Source organism: Streptomyces sp. F63 (assembly GCF_018070345.1).
Lineage (GTDB): Bacteria > Actinomycetota > Actinomycetes > Streptomycetales > Streptomycetaceae > Streptomyces.
The window spans coordinates 38,510-54,051 of record NZ_JAGPXX010000014.1; the positions used below are offsets into that span (position 1 = coordinate 38,510).

10 protein-coding genes and 1 riboswitch are annotated in these 15,542 nt (G+C 74.3%); of the genes, 5 read left to right on the forward strand and 5 right to left on the reverse strand.

Annotation, left to right across the window (positions count from 1 at the left end):
- The first annotated feature begins 29 nt into the window (after positions 1 to 29).
- Positions 30 to 1,322, forward strand: coding sequence for an MFS transporter (locus KBZ10_RS16350; RefSeq protein WP_210988390.1), 1,293 nt, complete (start codon positions 30 to 32; stop codon positions 1,320 to 1,322).
- Between the two features lie 223 nt (positions 1,323 to 1,545).
- On the opposite strand, the gene KBZ10_RS16355 is transcribed toward KBZ10_RS16350, so the two are convergent.
- On the reverse strand, positions 1,546 to 2,724 hold the full coding sequence (locus KBZ10_RS16355) for a C40 family peptidase (RefSeq protein WP_210988391.1): 1,179 nt from the start codon (positions 2,722 to 2,724) through the stop codon (positions 1,546 to 1,548).
- 6 nt (positions 2,725 to 2,730) lie between these two features.
- Positions 2,731 to 2,912: riboswitch (cyclic di-AMP (ydaO/yuaA leader) on the reverse strand.
- A gap of 459 nt (positions 2,913 to 3,371) precedes the next feature.
- Here KBZ10_RS16355 and pcrA point away from each other — a divergent pair.
- On the forward strand, positions 3,372 to 5,900 hold the full coding sequence (gene pcrA / locus KBZ10_RS16360; RefSeq protein WP_210988392.1) for a DNA helicase PcrA: 2,529 nt from the start codon (positions 3,372 to 3,374) through the stop codon (positions 5,898 to 5,900).
- 242 nt (positions 5,901 to 6,142) lie between these two features.
- Here the strand turns inward: pcrA and KBZ10_RS16365 are convergent, their stop codons facing one another.
- On the reverse strand, positions 6,143 to 7,918 hold the full coding sequence (locus KBZ10_RS16365) for a peptidoglycan DD-metalloendopeptidase family protein (RefSeq protein ID WP_210988393.1): 1,776 nt from the start codon (positions 7,916 to 7,918) through the stop codon (positions 6,143 to 6,145).
- A gap of 195 nt (positions 7,919 to 8,113) precedes the next feature.
- Positions 8,114 to 9,070 (reverse strand): triacylglycerol lipase, encoded by a 957-nt coding sequence (locus KBZ10_RS16370; protein WP_210988394.1) that lies wholly within the window; start codon positions 9,068 to 9,070, stop codon positions 8,114 to 8,116.
- A 364-nt stretch (positions 9,071 to 9,434) separates the two neighbouring features.
- Between KBZ10_RS16370 and KBZ10_RS16375 the strand changes: the two genes are divergently transcribed.
- Positions 9,435 to 9,845: a cobalamin B12-binding domain-containing protein gene (locus KBZ10_RS16375; RefSeq protein WP_210988395.1), complete on the forward strand. Its 411-nt coding sequence runs from the start codon at positions 9,435 to 9,437 to the stop codon at positions 9,843 to 9,845.
- A gap of 200 nt (positions 9,846 to 10,045) precedes the next feature.
- Here the strand turns inward: KBZ10_RS16375 and KBZ10_RS16380 are convergent, their stop codons facing one another.
- Both KBZ10_RS16380 and KBZ10_RS16385 read right to left on the reverse strand, forming a co-directional pair.
- Positions 10,046 to 11,941, reverse strand: a complete 1,896-nt coding sequence (locus KBZ10_RS16380) for a DUF5691 domain-containing protein (RefSeq protein ID WP_247702483.1) — start codon at positions 11,939 to 11,941, stop codon at positions 10,046 to 10,048.
- A gap of 279 nt (positions 11,942 to 12,220) precedes the next feature.
- Positions 12,221 to 13,654 (reverse strand): SWIM zinc finger family protein, encoded by a 1,434-nt coding sequence (locus tag KBZ10_RS16385; protein WP_210988396.1) that lies wholly within the window; start codon positions 13,652 to 13,654, stop codon positions 12,221 to 12,223.
- A gap of 157 nt (positions 13,655 to 13,811) precedes the next feature.
- On the opposite strand from KBZ10_RS16385, the gene KBZ10_RS16390 reads away from it, so the two are divergent.
- Both KBZ10_RS16390 and KBZ10_RS16395 read left to right on the forward strand, forming a co-directional pair.
- Positions 13,812 to 14,258 (forward strand): hypothetical protein, encoded by a 447-nt coding sequence (locus tag KBZ10_RS16390; protein ID WP_210988397.1) that lies wholly within the window; start codon positions 13,812 to 13,814, stop codon positions 14,256 to 14,258.
- A 116-nt stretch (positions 14,259 to 14,374) separates the two neighbouring features.
- Positions 14,375 to 15,502 carry an AAA family ATPase gene (locus KBZ10_RS16395; protein WP_210988398.1) on the forward strand — a complete coding sequence of 376 codons (1,128 nt, stop codon included), beginning with the start codon at positions 14,375 to 14,377 and terminating at the stop codon, positions 15,500 to 15,502.
- Positions 15,503 to 15,542: the final 40 nt, after the last annotated feature.

Sequence of the window (15,542 nt, forward strand, 5' to 3'; positions counted from 1 at the left end):
CCACCGGACACCCCTGCGAGGAGAAGCGCGTGAGCACCCCCCCTACCACCCCGGCCCCCCACGGCATACGGCTGGGGCTGCGCGCCAACCTCGCCCAGTTCAGCCTGCTCGTCCTTGTCAACGCGCTGGTCGGCGGCATGCTCGGGCAGGAACGCACCGTCCTGCCGCTGCTCGCGGAGGACGTCTTCCACCTCTCCGCCTACACCTCCGCCCTCACCTACATCCTCGCCTTCGGCGCGACCAAGGCCGTCACCAACTTCTTCGCCGGCACCTGGTCCGACCGCTTCGGCCGCAAGCCGGTCCTGATCGCGGGATGGCTGATCGCCCTGCCCGTGCCCGCGATGCTCGCCTGGGGGCCGAGCTGGGGCTGGATCATCGCGGCCAATGTGCTCCTCGGTATCAACCAGGGCCTGACCTGGTCCACGACCGTCATCATGAAGATCGACCTGGTCGGCCCCGGACGCCGTGGCCTGGCCATGGGCTTCAACGAGGCCGCCGGGTATGTCGCCGTCGCCGTCACCGCCATGGCCACCGGCGCCATCGCCGACCGGGCGGGGCTGCGGCCCGAGCCGTTCCTGCTCGGCGCCGCCTACGTCGTCCTGGCCCTGGGGCTGTCCACCCTCGCCGTCCGCGAGACCCGCGGACACGCCCGGTTCGAAGCCGCCCGTCACACCACCCCGGCGGGCAGCGAGCACCACGGAGAGCTGACCACCGGGCAGGTGGCGCGCCTCACCAGCTTGAGCGACAGGGCCCTGTCCGCCGCCAGCCAGGCCGGCATGGTCAACAACCTCAACGACGCACTCGCCTGGGGCATCTTCCCGCTGATCTTCGCCGCCCAGGGCCTGTCCATCGCGCAGATCGGCGTCCTCGCCGCCCTCTACCCGGCCATCTGGGGTGCGGGCCAGATGCTCACCGGCTGGTGGTCCGACCACATCGGCCGCAAGCGCCTCATCACCACCGGGATGCTGCTCCAGGCCGCCGCCATCGGCCTCGTCGCCCTCGGCTCCACCTTCGGCGTCTGGGCCGCCGCCCAGATCCTGCTCGGCGTCGGCACCGCACTCGTCTACCCGACGCTCCTCGCCGTCATCGGCGATGTCGCCCACCCGGCCTGGCGCGCCCGCGCCGTCGGTGTCTACCGCCTGTGGCGCGACGGCGGCTTCGCGGTCGGGGCGCTGCTGGCGGGCGTCCTCGCCGACCTCTACGGCCTGAGCACCGCCCTCTGGGCCGTCGCCGCCCTCACCGCCGCCTCCGGGCTGGTGGTGGCGGTACGGATGTACGAGACCCGGCCGCCGCGCGCCGTGACGGCGGAAGACCACACCTGACCCCGCAGCACGCGGAGAGCCTCCGGCGGACGGTCTCCGGTGGACGGCCGGACACGGCGACGGGCGGTACCCGGCCTCCCCCCGAGGCCGGGTACCGCCCGTCACGTCGTGTTCCGGGCCGCCCGTCCACCGCCCGTCCACCGCCCGTCGACCGCCCCTCGACCGCTCGCCCACTGCCCGCCCACCGAGCGCGGCCTCCGGCGGATCGCCCGGCCCGGCCGGGCTACGCGGGGCGCGTGGCCGCGTAGAAGGGCATGGTGTCGATCGACTCGATGCGCACGTTCGTGCCCGGCTTCGGGGCGTGGATCATCTGGCCGTCGCCGATGTACAGGCCGACGTGGCTGATGTCGCCGTAGAAGAAGATCAGGTCACCGGGCTGCATGGCGGACTTGGCGACGCGGGTGCCGGTGTTCACCTGGTCGTAGGTGGTACGGGGCAGCGTGACCCCGGCGGCCTTCCAGGCGGCGCCGGTGAGGCCCGAGCAGTCGTACGAGTTGGGGCCGGTCGCCCCCCAGACGTACGGCTTGCCGATCTGGGCGCGGGCGAACTCGATCGCCTGCTGCGCCTTGGTGCCGGTGGTCTCCGTGGCGCCGGTGCCGGCCGAGGTGTCCGTACCCGCGGAGGTGCCGGCGTCCGCGCCGGCCGCGGCCTCCGCCTCCGCCTGCTGCCGCGCCTCCTCGGCGAGCCGCTGCCGCTCCGCCTCCTGCTGCCGCGCCAGCTCCTCCGCCTTGCGCTGGGCCTCCGCCTCCTTCCGGCGCTCGATCTCCGCCAGCCGGGCCCGCTCCTCCGCGGTCAGCCGGTTGAGCAACTCGCGCGCCTCGGCCAGCTTGGCCTGCACGGTCCGCTTGCTCTCCCGCAGCTTCTCCTGCGCGTCGGTGAGCGTGGCGAGACTCTTGCCCGCCTCCTCGCGCTTCTCCGTGGTCGCGACCTGCTGCTCGCGGAACTCCTCGACGGCCTGCTCCTGCTGGTCCGTCATCCGGGCCATCACGCGCGTCTGGTCGAAGTAGTCCTGCGGGTCGGAGGCGAGCAGCATGGTGGCGGTGGGGCTCATGCCGCCGTTGCGGTACTGCGCGGTCGCGAAGCTGCCGAGGCTCCTTCGTGCCTCGTTGAGCTTCTCGGTGCGCTTGGCGACGGCGTCCAGCAGGCCGTCGACCTTGGAACGCTGCTCCTCCGTGCGCTCCTTGGCCTGGTTGTACTGCTGGGTGGCGCTCCCCGCCTGGCGGTAGAGCTCGTCGACCTTCTTCTGCACTTCCTCGATGGACTGCTTCGGTTCGCCGTCGCCCGGCGCGGCCTGCGCGCTCTGGAGGAGGGTGACGGAGGCGAGGGCCGCCGTACCGAGTCCGACGGCGGTGCGACGCGAAGCCGGGGTACCGAGGGGCCGGGTTTTGCGGTGCGACGCCAAGATCGGCGCTCCTTCCGTGGACCGCCTACCGGGTTAGCTGTCGGGTTCGGGCGTAATCGGAAGGCTGCCCTACGGTCCGGGCGAGACGCCGTGTGCGCCGCGCGGAAGACCGATTCACCCCGGTGCCGCGTGTGGGTCCCCGGTTCCGGACTCCCTGGGGAAAGGGCCGGATTCGGCGGTGGCTGCCCGTGCCGACGCGGTCGCCGGCGGGGAGTGCGGGCCGCCTGATCGAGCACCGTAGCCATATGTGCGGCTCGTGTGAAGGCCGTTGTTCGATATGCCCGAAACCATTCCGTTATATTTTTCGAGCAGGGCGGAATTGTTCCCTCCGGGTGGCTGGCCGGGCACGGTTAGTAACACATAAAGACCGGGAGGGACAGGGGAGTTCGGGCTTCCCGGGTCTCCGGCGGCGGTGCGCCCGGCGACGCGTGGGGAACCGGCGTCCGGGCGGGCGGGCCGGGTGCGAGCAAGGCGTCCGCGGACCGGAAACCGGGCCTCTCCGGGCGCGAACCGGGCTTCTCCGGGCGGAAACCGGCGGCCCCTGACCGGCGAACCGGGTGGCCCCGGGACCGGCGAGCGGCCCCCGCGACGGCGTCAGCGGCAACCCGGTGCCGCCCGTCGGCGGGTCCGCCTAGACTCGGGTGGCGATGAGCAGCCTCTTTGACGACAGCTTCCTGGCAGACCTCGGCCCCGCGGACGAGGAGCCCCCGCCGCCCGAGCACGACGCCCCCGGTGAGGAGATCCCCGCCGATCTCTTCGGCGGCGCGTTCGACGGCGCGCCCCGGGAGGCGTACTACCGCGACGGCGCGCCGCGGCCCGTCACCGACCCCGCCGCGCTGCTGCACGGTCTCAACGACCAGCAGCGCGCCGCCGTGCTGCACACCGGTTCGCCGCTGCTCATCGTGGCCGGTGCCGGCTCCGGCAAGACCCGGGTCCTCACCCACCGCATCGCGTATCTGCTCGCCGCCCGCGGCGCGCACCCCGGCTCGATCCTCGCGATCACCTTCACCAACAAGGCCGCGGGCGAGATGAAGGAGCGCGTGGAGGAGCTGGTCGGCCCGCGGGCGAACGCCATGTGGGTCTCCACCTTCCACAGCGCCTGCGTCCGCATCCTCCGCCGCGAGAGCAAGAAGCTGGGCTTCACCTCCAGCTTCTCGATCTACGACGCCGCCGACTCCAAACGGCTGATGGCCCTGGTCTGCCGCGATCTGGACCTGGACCCCAAACGCTTCCCGCCGAAGTCCCTCACGGCCAAGGTCTCCAACCTCAAGAACGAGCTGATCGACGAGGAGGACTTCGCCGCCCAGGCCGCCGCCGAGTCCTCCCCGAGCAGCTTCGACAAGACGCTCGCCGAGGCGTACACGCTGTACCAGCAGCGGCTGCGCGAGGCCAACGCCCTCGACTTCGACGACATCATCATGACCACCGTCCATCTCCTCCAGGCGTTCCCGGACGTCGCCGAGCACTACCGGCGCCGCTTCCGGCACGTCCTCGTCGACGAGTACCAGGACACCAACCACGCGCAGTACACGCTCATCCGCGAACTCGTCGGCACGGCCGGCGGGGCGGAGCGGGGCGGGGCGGAGGGCGAGCAGGGACAGCCGGCCGTGGAACCGGCCGAGCTGTGCGTCGTCGGTGACGCGGACCAGTCGATCTACGCCTTCCGCGGCGCGACGATCCGCAACATCCTCCAGTTCGAGGAGGACTACCCCGACGCCACCACCATCCTGCTGGAGCAGAACTACCGCTCCACCCAGACCATCCTGAGCGCCGCCAACGCCGTCATCGAGCGCAACGAGAACCGCCGCCCCAAGAACCTCTGGACGGACGCCGGCGCGGGCTCCGCGATCACCGGCTACGTCGCCGACACCGAGCACGACGAGGCCCAGTTCATCGCCGACGAGATCGACCGGCTGACCGACGCCGGCCAGGCCAAGGCCGGTGACGTGGCGGTCTTCTACCGCACCAACGCCCAGTCCCGGGTGTTCGAGGAGATCTTCATCCGGGTGGGGCTGCCGTACAAGGTCGTCGGCGGGGTGCGCTTCTACGAGCGCAAGGAGGTCCGGGACGTCCTGGCGTATCTGCGGGTGCTGGCCAACCCGGAGGACGCCGTCCCGCTGCGGCGCATCCTCAACGTCCCCAAGCGCGGCATCGGCGAGCGCGCCGAGGCGATGATCGACGCCCTCGCCTCCCGGGAGAAGACCAGCTTCGCGCAGGCGCTGCGCCGCGTCGACGAGGCGTACGGCATGGCCGCGCGCTCGGCCAACGCCGTCAAGCGGTTCAACACGCTGATGGAGGAGCTGCGGACGATCGCCGAATCCGGCGCCGGCCCGGCCACCGTCCTGGAGGCCGTGCTCGAACGCACCGGCTATCTCGCCGAACTCCAGGCCTCCACCGACCCGCAGGACGAGACCCGGATCGAGAACCTCCAGGAACTCGCGGCCGTGGCCCTGGAGTTCGAGCAGGAGCGCGGAGCCGGCGCGGCCGCCGGCGGCACCGCCGGTGCGGAGGCCCCGGCCGGCGGAGCGGGCCCGGGCACGCTCGCCGACTTCCTGGAGAGCGTCGCCCTGGTCGCCGACTCCGACCAGATCCCCGACGAGGACGCGGACGGCGGCGGCGTCATCACACTCATGACGCTGCACACCGCCAAGGGCCTGGAGTTCCCGGTGGTCTTCCTCACCGGCCTGGAGGACGGCGTCTTTCCGCACATGCGCGCCCTCGGCCAGACCAAGGAGCTGGAGGAGGAGCGGCGCCTGGCCTACGTGGGCATCACCCGCGCCCGCGAGCGGCTCTACCTCACCCGCTCCGTCCTGCGCAGCGCGTGGGGCCAGCCCTCCTACAACCCGCCCTCCCGCTTCCTGGAGGAGATCCCCGAGACCTATGTGGAGTGGCGGCGCACCGGTCCGTCCACGCCCTCCGCGGCGGCCGGGGCGAGCGTGGCCTCGTCGCTGTCGTCGGCGCGGGCCAAGGGCCCGAGCGGCTTCGCCACCCGGCGGACCACGGACCGGCCGGTGATCGCGCTCGCCGCCGGGGACCGCGTCACCCACGACCAGTTCGGGCTCGGCACGGTGCTGTCGGTGGCCGGCAGCGGACACGACGCGAAGGCCACCATCGACTTCGGCGACGCCAAACCGAAGGTGCTGCTGCTGCGCTACGCCCCGGTCGAGAAGCTGTAGCACCGCCGGGCCGGCGGCCGCCGCTCCGGGGGAGGACGTGCCCGTGGCGCGGCCCGGCGGAATTCCCGTGTGCCCGTACGGACTTACCGAGGTCCACGGGGCCCCGGGACGGGCGTCGCGCGTCCCCGGGCCCGCGTCCGTCGCCGTATCCGGGCCCGGCGTATCGGTGCCCGTCGTCTCCGTGCCCGTCGTCTCCGTGCCCGGCGTCTCCGTGCCGTCCGCCGGCCGTACGTCCGCGCCCGCTACTGCGGGTCGAGGCCGTGGCTCTGGAACCAGCCCAGTGGGTCGATCGCCGAACCACCGCCGGGGCGCACCTCGAAGTGCAGGTGCGGACCGGTGGAGTTGCCGGAGTTGCCCGCGTACGCGATGGTGTCGCCCGCCTTGACGGTGCCGGACCGGATCTTGGTGCTGCTGAGGTGGCAGTACCAGGTCTCGGTGCCGTCGGGGGCCGTCACGATGGCCATGTTGCCGTAGGCCAGGTTGTACTGGGTGCGGACCGTGCCGTCGGTGGCCGCCATCACGGGGGTGCCGTAGGCGACGGGGAAGTCGATGCCGCTGTGCACGGACATCCAGTTGATGCCCGCCTGGCCGTAGTAGGCGCTCAGTCCCCGCTGCGCCACGGGGAGGGCGAACTTGGGGCGCAGGGCCTCCTTGCGCGCCGCCTCGGCCTCCTTGCGCCGCTTCTCCTCGGCCTGGCGTTCCCGGAGGTCGATGCGCTCCTGGGTGCGGCTGGCGCGGTCGGCGAAGTCGTCGGCGTCGGCGGTGAGCGTGGCGAGCTGGGTGTCCAGCTTGTTGTTGGCCAGAGCCGGCTTCACCGCGTCCTGGTCGGGGGCGGCCTGGGTGGTCTTGGAGTCGTCCGTGGCTCCGCCGACGGAGGCGGCGGCGATCCCGGCCACGCCCATCACGGCGACGGAGGGGACGGCGACGGTGAGCAGCGCGGACCGCTTGGCGGGAGCCCGGCGGCGGCTGCGGTTCCCGGAGCCGCCGCGGCGCGGGGCAGGGCCGGTGTGGGGGGCGGGGGAGGCGGCGGTGCCGAGGACGGCGATCTCCTCGGCGTCCGGAAGACCTGGCTCGTCACGGCCGTCGGTGTCGTACGGCTCGCTGTCGTACGGCCCGGAATCGTACGGCTCGGTGTCGTAGGCCTCGGCGTCGTACGTGTCGGTTCCGTGCGGCTCCGCCGGGCCGTGGACCTCGTCGGTGGTCTCGTCGGGGTGGGCGTGGCCGGGTTCGCCGTAGCCGGCGTAACCGTCATAGCCGTCGTAACGGTCGTAACCGTCGTGGCCCGGGTCGTGTTCGGCGGAGGCGGCCGTCTCGGCCGGCGGCTCGAAGACGGCCGTGCGTTCGTGCTCCGCCTCGGGGGCGGCGTTGTGGGCCCCGTCGGCGGGCGCCGAACCGCCGGTCTGCCACGCGGTGGCGTCCCACTGGCCGGAGCCGTCGAAGCCGGCGGAGGTGCCGAAGGCCGCGGCGGTCTCGTAGGAGCCGGTGTCGTGGCCACCGGTGGCGTACTGGCCCGTGTCGTACGCCCCGGAGACGTCGTAGCCCTGCGCTTCCGCCGCGTACGGGGAGGCCGTCGGGTACGAGCCGGTGGTGGTGTCCTGGCCGTGAACCTGCGCGCTCTCCCAGGCGCCGGAGTCCCACTGGCCGGTGGCCGGGCCGCCGGGTGCCCAGTGCGCGCCCGTGTCCCAGCCGCCGGTCTCGGGGCCGACGGCGGGGTACGCGCCGGTCCCGCCGGTGCCGTAGGCGTCGTAGGGCTGCTCGGGCGCGGCCGGCATGCCGGGGGCGCCGGTGTCCCACGGCGCGGCGAACTGCTGGTCACCGCCCGGGGCCGCGCCGAAGAGCGGGTCGCCGTCCCCGTAGGAGGAAGCGTCGTGACGGCCGGGCGCGCCCGGGGCGTAGTCGCTGTAGCCGGCGTAACCGATCTGGGTGTCCTGCTGCTCGTAAGGGGTGTAATACCCGTACGAGGCATCAGGAGCGTGGGCCGTCTGGAGGGGGGTACCAGACGGGTGACGATCGTTCACCACCAACTTCTCTTTCGCCTCGACAGCAGGAGAATTAGCGGCGACTGTACCCGGCGGTACGCGACGGCCACAATCTTCCCCGGGTTTCCGGCCGCCCCGCGACGGGCATTTGGATACCTTTCGGTGAACTGTCGGCCGCAGTGTGGCCCTGCGTTCGAATTGTGTTCGATGAATAACCGGTTGCGCTCGCGGCTGTCAGGCGACCGAACCGGCCTCTCCGGTGCCCGCATTGGCCTCCGGCGGCAGGTCCAGTACCCGCCGGATCTCCGCGGCCACGGCACCGTGCACCGGCAGCGCGAGATGTCCGATACCGCTGACTCTGATATTCACGGCGGCCAGATCCGGATGCTCGATGCGGGCGGTCGCGGGTGGCAGTACCACCTGGTCCAACTCGCTCCAGAAGCAGACGAAACGCGTCGCGCATTCCGGTGCGGGAGCGGACAATTCCCTGATGACGGGGGAGTCCGGACGCATCTGCCGGATGAGGGGATGCGCGCTCAGCCAGGGCGCGGCGGTGGTGCCGGAATGCGGCGTGCCCAGTGTGACGAGCGTGCGGACCCGGCTGTCACCGCCCAGTCGCTGCACGTAGTAGCGGGCGATGAGCCCGCCCAGGCTGTGGCCCACCACGTCGATCCGGGAGTGCCCGGTGTGCTCGCAGATCTCCTCCACCCGCTCCGCGAGCGCCACCGCCGCCGAGCGGATGTCACAGGTCAGCGGTGAGTAGTTGAGCGCTTCCACCCGGCGGTGCCCGTGCCGCCGCAGGGAGCGCCGGAGCAGGACGAAGACGGAGCGGTTGTCGATGAAGCCGTGCAGCAGCAGCACGGGCGGCCGGTCCGGTCCGCTCGCGGGGACGGGCAGCCGCAGCCGGGAAGGTGCCCGGGCCGCGGACGCGTCCGTGCCGGCCGGATCCGGGTGCGGTGCCGCCCCCGGAGGTCCGGGGGCGGCGCAGCGTTCCTGGGTGAGGCCCGTCGGATAGAGCAGGGTGTGGCCCGCGAGGACCAGCAGTTCCAGGACGGACGCCCGGACCATCGCCCCGGAGGGCGGCCGCGGCAGCGGCGGGAGAGGCAGCGCGGAAAGAGAGGGCAGGACGGGCAGGGACGGCAGGGGAGACCGCGACAGGGCCCCGAGTGCTCTGCGGGTGAGCGCCTTCATCGGCAGACCTCCGGATCGCACACGGCGGCGGTGTCCGCGGGGACCGCGGCCCCGTGCGCTCTGAGGGGGTGGCCGGGGGGGATCACCCGGCGTCGCGGAACGGGCACGCCGCTCCCCGCTGCCGCGATGGCGGCGGGGGTTCGCCGCGGCGGGCCCCGCTCCGGCCGCCCCGGCGGCCGGCCGGCGGCCGGAACAGCCGGGACCGCGCGCGAAGCGCATATGTCCCACGTGTGATTTCCCCCTCCCTGGTGGCCGGGAAACTGCCGGGCGCGCGATGCTGGGGATAACGTTCGTTCACTACCCTGCCGCGGGCGGCGGGGGAGCACCACAGGGCCGGTGACGGCATACGTACAGGAGGCAGATGATGGGTGTGTCGGGTCCGATCCGCGTGGTGGTGGCCAAGCCGGGGCTCGACGGCCACGACCGCGGGGCCAAGGTCATCGCGCGGGCGCTGCGGGACGCCGGTATGGAGGTCATCTACACCGGCCTGCACCAGACGCCGGAGCAGATCGTGGACACGGCGATCCAGGAGGACGCGGACGCCATCGGCCTCTCCATTCTCTCCGGTGCGCACAACACCCTTTTCGCGAAGGTCCTGGAGTTGCTGCAGGAGCGTGACGCGGCGGACATCAAGGTCTTCGGCGGCGGCATCATCCCCGAGGGTGACATTCCGCCGCTCAAGGAACTGGGCGTCGCGGAGATCTTCACTCCGGGCACGCCGACCGGCGACGTCGTCACCTGGGTGCGGTCCAACCTCCGCGAACTCGCGGCCTGACCGGCCCGGCCCCGCGGGGCCCGGGCGGCCTCCGGCCGTCCGAGGGCGGCCCGGTGTGCGGTCGGCGGCGCCCCGGCCCGGGGCGGGTTCCCCGTCGTGACGCGTTCCGCCGGACGTCCCGGCAGGTCGGTGGCGTACGGTCCCGGGGCCTGCCGGACGGTACGGGCCGGAGCGGTGCGCGTACGCGGGATCACGCGGCGTCATGGGGGGCGCGGCGTCGTCGGCGCGGGGGCCGGGGACGCAGAGGCGGCCTTGGCGGCGGAGCCGGGGCGGCAGGGGTCTCCGGGGTCCCCGGGGACGGTGGGGCCTTCGAGGGTCCCGGCCGGGGTGCCTCCGGCGAGTTCGCTGAGCATCGCCCGGCGCAGCCGGAGGGTGCGGACCAGGCGCTGGAAGGCCTCCGACCAGTAGCTCCCGGCACCCGGAGAGGAGCCCTCCGGTTCGTCGGTGGCGGCCGTCAGCAGCTCCAGCCGGTCCGCCTCCTCCGGATCCAGGCACCGCTCGGCCAAGCCCATCACACCGCTGAAACTCCAGGGATAACTGCCCGCCTCCCGCGCGATGTCGAGGGCGTCGACCACGGCCCGGCCGAGCGGGGCGGCCCAGGGCACCGCGCAGACCCCCAGCAGCTGGAAGGCCTCCGACAGGCCGTGGGCCGCGATGAACCCGGCCACCCAGCGGGCGCGTTCCCCCGCGGGCAGTGTGAACAGCAGCCGGGTCCGCTCACCGGGCGAGGCCGTGCCGGGATCCTCCGCCGGGACCGCCGCGGGGGAGCCGAGCAGCGCCCGCGACCACTCCGCGTTCCGCTGCCGCACCGCCGCCCGGCACCAGGCCGCGTACAGTTCGGGCCGCCAGCCGTCGGCCACCGGCAGCGCCGTGATCTCCGCGGCCGAACGCCCGCCGAAGCGCTCCGTCCAGTGGCCCAGCGGTGCGGCCTCCACCAACTGCCCCAGCCACCAGGCGCGTTCGCCGCGCCCGTGCGGCGGCTTCGGTATGACACCGTCGCGCTGCATCGCGGCGTCACAGGTCCGCGGGGCCACGACCGTGATGAGCGGGACGGGCGCGGCCGGATCCAGCAGCACACAGGACGCGGCGCGCGCGGCCATCCGGGCGGCGAACGCCGAACCGGGCAGGGCGGACAGCAACTCGGCGGCCGTCGCCCGCACAGTGCGGCTGCGGTCCGCCAATGCCCTCTCCAGGAAGGGCTCGTCGGCCCCGGACAGGCCGGTCCGCAGGGAATCGAGGAACATCAGCCGGTCCTCGGCGCGCTCGGTCCGCCAGGTGGTGTCGAGCAGGGCGAGCGCCGCGGCCGGTTCACGGCGGCGCAGGGTCTCCAGCAGCGCGACGCGTTCCGCGAACAGCCCCTCCTCCCAGAGGCGGCGGACCGCCGCGCTCCGCCCGCCCGCCGCGGCCTCCGGTCCGGCCGGACCGGCCGGGCCCTGGGGCCGGGCCGGGGCGTCCGGATAGGACGCCTCCGGCACGGCCGCGGGCACCGAGCCGCGCAGGGCGAACCTCCAGTCCGGGTTGGCGCGGGCCAGCCACAGGGCGCGGGGACCGGCCAGGGTGAGAGCCGCCGACCGCAGATCGGTCCGGGCCCGTGCCGCGTCCAGCAGCTCGGGCAGCAGGGCGGCGGGCGCCCGGTAGCCGTGCCGGTTCGCGGCGGACAGCCACTGCGGCAGCAGTTCCGTGAGATCCGGGGCGGTGCCCCGGCGCCCCCCGCTGCTCCCCGGCCCGAGGCGGTCGGCGAGCAGCAGGGCCAGCCGCCGCCGGGCGGCCGCCGGCAGCGGTGGCCGGGGATCCGCCGGGGCGGGCGCCGGCCGGGGCCGGGCCGCGGCGGGCCGCAGCCCGGCCCGCCGCCGGAGCGTGGCGACCGCCGCCGCGTCCAGCAGCGCGGCCGCCGGCTCGGCGCCCGGTGCCGCACCGGGCGGGGTGCGCCGCTCCGTGCCCAGCAGGGCGGCCGCCACGAGATCGTCCCAGTGGACGGTCGCGTGGTTGTCGTTCGACGTCGTGCGGTATGCGGCCGGGTGGGAGCCGGCGGCCCCGGTGACGTGGTCGCCGGAGACGCTGTGGGTGGTCGTCATGTGATCGTCGGCCGTCGTCATCAATCCCCCTGTATGCGGATCATCCGGACCTCTGTGGGCCGTCCTGTTCCGCTGTTCCCGTTGTGCTGGCCGTTGGTGAATGGCTGTGAGGCCGGGGCTTCTCGTGGTCGGAATCGGAATCGGACTCGGAATCGGAATGGGAATCGGAATGGGAATCGGGGCCGGGCCCGGTCTGCGGGCGGGCTGCCCGGGGCCGCCGCGCACGGTCCTCCGGCCGTTTCGCCTTCTCACCGGTGATGAGGGAAGACGCTCCGGAACCACCCCTGGTTCAGGGGCGGTTCACAGCGCTGTCGCCTCGCCCGTCTCCGGCGACCAGACGGTGTACGGCAGGAAGCCGCGGTGGCCGCATTCGCCGAAGACGGTGACCGGGTCGCCGCCGGAGACCGCGAGCAGCCGCCACAGGCCCGGCCGTTCCGCGGCACGCGGGTCCACGGGGAGGGCGGCACCGCCGGCCGCGTCGGCCAACTGCCAGCCCCCGCCGGGGCCGTGGACTCCCCGGCCGCCCGCCCCGTCGCGGACGGGGCCGTCGCCCGGCACGGGGACCACCCCGGCCAGGACCGCCGGCCAGGCCTCCAGCCACGGGTCCTCGCACAGGGCGCGGCCGTAGGCGGCGAGGGCCGCGCCGGTGTCCGACCCCGGCGGGCGGCCGCCCGGCCGGGGCGGGGCGAACCGTGTGCCGAGCGCGGCCCGCAGCGGCGGTGACCCGGGATACGGGGCGAGCTCCGCGTCCAGCGAGCAGCCGGCCGGCAGATCGACCTCCGGGGCGCGCCCCGGGGATGCGAAGCCCAGCAACAGCGCCGTCCGGCCCGTCCGCGCCCCGCGCAGCCAGGTGCGCCGGGTGGTCAGGGAGCCGTCCGTGCCGTCCCGTTGGGCCAGGACCAGCCAGTCGTCGCGGACGGCCGCGCCCTCGGCGGCCAGCACCTCGGCGGCCCGCACCGGAACCCCGGCCCGGGCCCGCACCGTCGCGGCCGGCGGACCGGGCAGCGCGGAGACACCGAGCAGGGCCCGGTTCAGCAGATGGAGCAGCGCGCACTCCTCCAGCAGCCGCCCCGGCCGGCCCGAGCCCGCGGCGGCCGCCACTTCCCGCACCCTCGCCGCCAGGCCCGGAGCCTGGGCGTCGACCATACGGGCCGCGGTCTCCTCCCATGCCCCGTAGCCCGCGCGGTCGGCCCCGGCCAGCCCGCCACGGAGCAGATCCAGCAGCCTGCGCTCCAGTTCCGAGGCGCCGGCGGCCATCCGCTCCGCCCGCTGCCCGGCCCGCCGCCGGGCCGCCTCGGCGTCCTTCGGGCCCCCAGCCGCCGGACCCGGGCCGGCGCGCCGGTGCTCCGCCCGCCGCTCGCCCTCCGCCAGCCGGCGCCGGGCCCAGTCCGGCGGCTTCCCGGCCGGCACGGACCCCGCACCGGCCGGTCCCCCGCCGTCGGACGCCCACAGCAGCAGCAGTCCGAGTGCGTGCTTGCAGGGAACCTTGCGGCTCGGGCAGGTGCAGTGGAAGCCCGGCGCCGCCCCCGGCCGCTCGGCGCCGCGCAGCGCCACGACCGTGCGGTACGGGGCACCACCGCTGCCCTCGCACAGCCCCCACACCGCCTGCTCTCCCGCGCCCGTCCCCGACCACGGGGCGGGCGTGCCGAGCCGGCCGCCCGCCTTCCGCGACGGGGCGTCAGGTGCCAGTGCCAGCACCTGCTCAACCGTCCAGCGCACCCCCTGCTGAGTCATGTCCCCGACCGTACGGGCGGGGACTGACAATGCCCTGCGGAGGCGGCCGGGACCGGGCCCGCCACCGGCTCCGCTCCCGCCCGGAGGCCGTTTGCCGCCGGAGCGGAACTGCGGTTTGATCTGCCTTCCCCCGCCACGGAACCGGAAGGCTTTCGACGTGAAGCGCGCAGCCCGCACCGTCCTTCCCGCGCTCGCCGCGGCCCTGTCCGCGCTCACCGCGTCCGGCTGTTCCGGCGAGGCGCCGGCCACGGCCGGGGACCGGGCGGCGGACAGGCTCACCGACGGCGTGGACCGGGCTCTGGAGGAGAAGTTCGAGGTCACCTACGAGGTGTCCGGCGAAGGCCTGGAGGCGATCGAGTTCAACGCGGGCCGGGGGACGGCCACCAGGCCCGAACTGGAGGCCGTGGAGAAGCCCGGGACCCCGTGGCGGAAGACCGTCGTGCTCGAGGGCGTCGCCACGCCGACGGTTCTGGCCGTCCCCGGTCCCGAGGGGTCCGAAGTGACCTGCACGATCACCCATAAGGGGGAAGTCATCGAGGAGCAGACGAGCGAGGGTGCCGCGGCCCCGGCCTCCTGCGTCGCCCTCTCGCCCGTCGCCGGGTAGCGGAGCGGGGGGCCGCGCCCCGGGCCGGTGTCAGTGCCCTCGTGCAGGGTGGGGACGACGCAAACGGCCCGCGGTCTCCGGCGGCGGGCCGTCCGTTTCCGCGCGGAGGGGGAGCCATGACCACGGACGCCACCACGACCACGGACGCCACCACGGCCGGCCCGGGGGAAGCACTGAGGCCGCACGCCGAGGACGCCTTCGCCGCGGAGCTGCGGGCCCTCGCGGCCGCCGACGACCGGCCCCGGCCGGAGCGCTGGCGGCTGTCGCCCCGGGCCGTCGCCACCTATCTGCTGGGCGGCACGCTGCCGGACGGCACCGTCGTCACGCCCAAGTACGTCGGCCCGCGCCGGATCGTCGAGGTCGCCGTCACCACGCTCGCCACCGACCGGGCGCTGCTGCTGCTCGGCGTGCCCGGCACCGCCAAGACCTGGGTCTCCGAGCATCTGGCCGCAGCCGTCAGCGGCGACTCCACCCTGCTGGTCCAGGGCACGGCCGGGACCCCGGAGGAGGCCATCCGCTACGGCTGGAACTACGCCCGGCTGCTCGCTCACGGGCCGAGCCGGGAGGCGCTGGTGCCCAGCCCCGTGATGCGCGCGATGGCCGAGGGGACGACCGCGCGGGTCGAGGAACTGACCCGTATCCCCGCCGACGTCCAGGACACGCTCATCACGGTGCTGTCCGAGAAGACCCTGCCCATTCCCGAGCTGGGTCAGGAGGTTCAGGCCGTCCGCGGCTTCAACCTCATCGCGACCGCCAACGACCGCGACCGCGGCGTCAACGAGCTGTCCAGCGCCCTGCGCCGCCGTTTCAACACGGTGGTGCTGCCGCTGCCGGCCACCGCCGAGGCGGAGGTCGAGATCGTCTCCCGCCGTGTCGACCAGATCGGCGGCTCGCTCGATCTGCCGCCGGCCGGCGGCGGTCTCGCCGAGATACGGCGTGTGGTCACGGTCTTCCGCGAACTGCGCGACGGGGTCACGGCGGACGGCCGCACCAAGCTCAAGTCGCCCTCGGGCACCCTGTCCACGGCCGAGGCCATCTCCGTCGTCACCGGAGGGCTGGCCCTGGCCGCCCATTTCGGGGACGGGGTGCTGCGCCCGTCCGACGTGGCGGCCGGCCTGCTGGGGGCGGTGGTGCGCGACCCGTCCGCCGACCGGGTGGTCTGGCAGGAGTATCTGGAAGCGGTGGTCCGGGAGCGCGAGGGCTGGAAGGACTTCTACCGCGCCTGCCGGGAGGTGGCCGCCTGATGGCCGCGCGGCGGCCGCGCGGAGCGGGCGGACTCCGCTG

Excerpts from the sequence above, each read along its gene's own strand:
- pcrA (WP_210988392.1), top strand. The coding sequence starts at position 3,372 with ATGAGCAGCCTCTTTGACGACAGCTTCCTGGCAGACCTCGGCCCCGCG.
- KBZ10_RS16370 (WP_210988394.1), bottom strand. The coding sequence starts at position 9,070 with ATGAAGGCGCTCACCCGCAGAGCACTCGGGGCCCTGTCGCGGTCTCCC.
- KBZ10_RS16375 (WP_210988395.1), top strand. The coding sequence starts at position 9,435 with ATGGGTGTGTCGGGTCCGATCCGCGTGGTGGTGGCCAAGCCGGGGCTC.
- KBZ10_RS16380 (WP_247702483.1), bottom strand. The coding sequence starts at position 11,941 with ATGACGACGGCCGACGATCACATGACGACCACCCACAGCGTCTCCGGC.
- KBZ10_RS16385 (WP_210988396.1), bottom strand. The coding sequence starts at position 13,654 with ATGACTCAGCAGGGGGTGCGCTGGACGGTTGAGCAGGTGCTGGCACTG.
- KBZ10_RS16395 (WP_210988398.1), top strand. The coding sequence starts at position 14,375 with ATGACCACGGACGCCACCACGACCACGGACGCCACCACGGCCGGCCCG.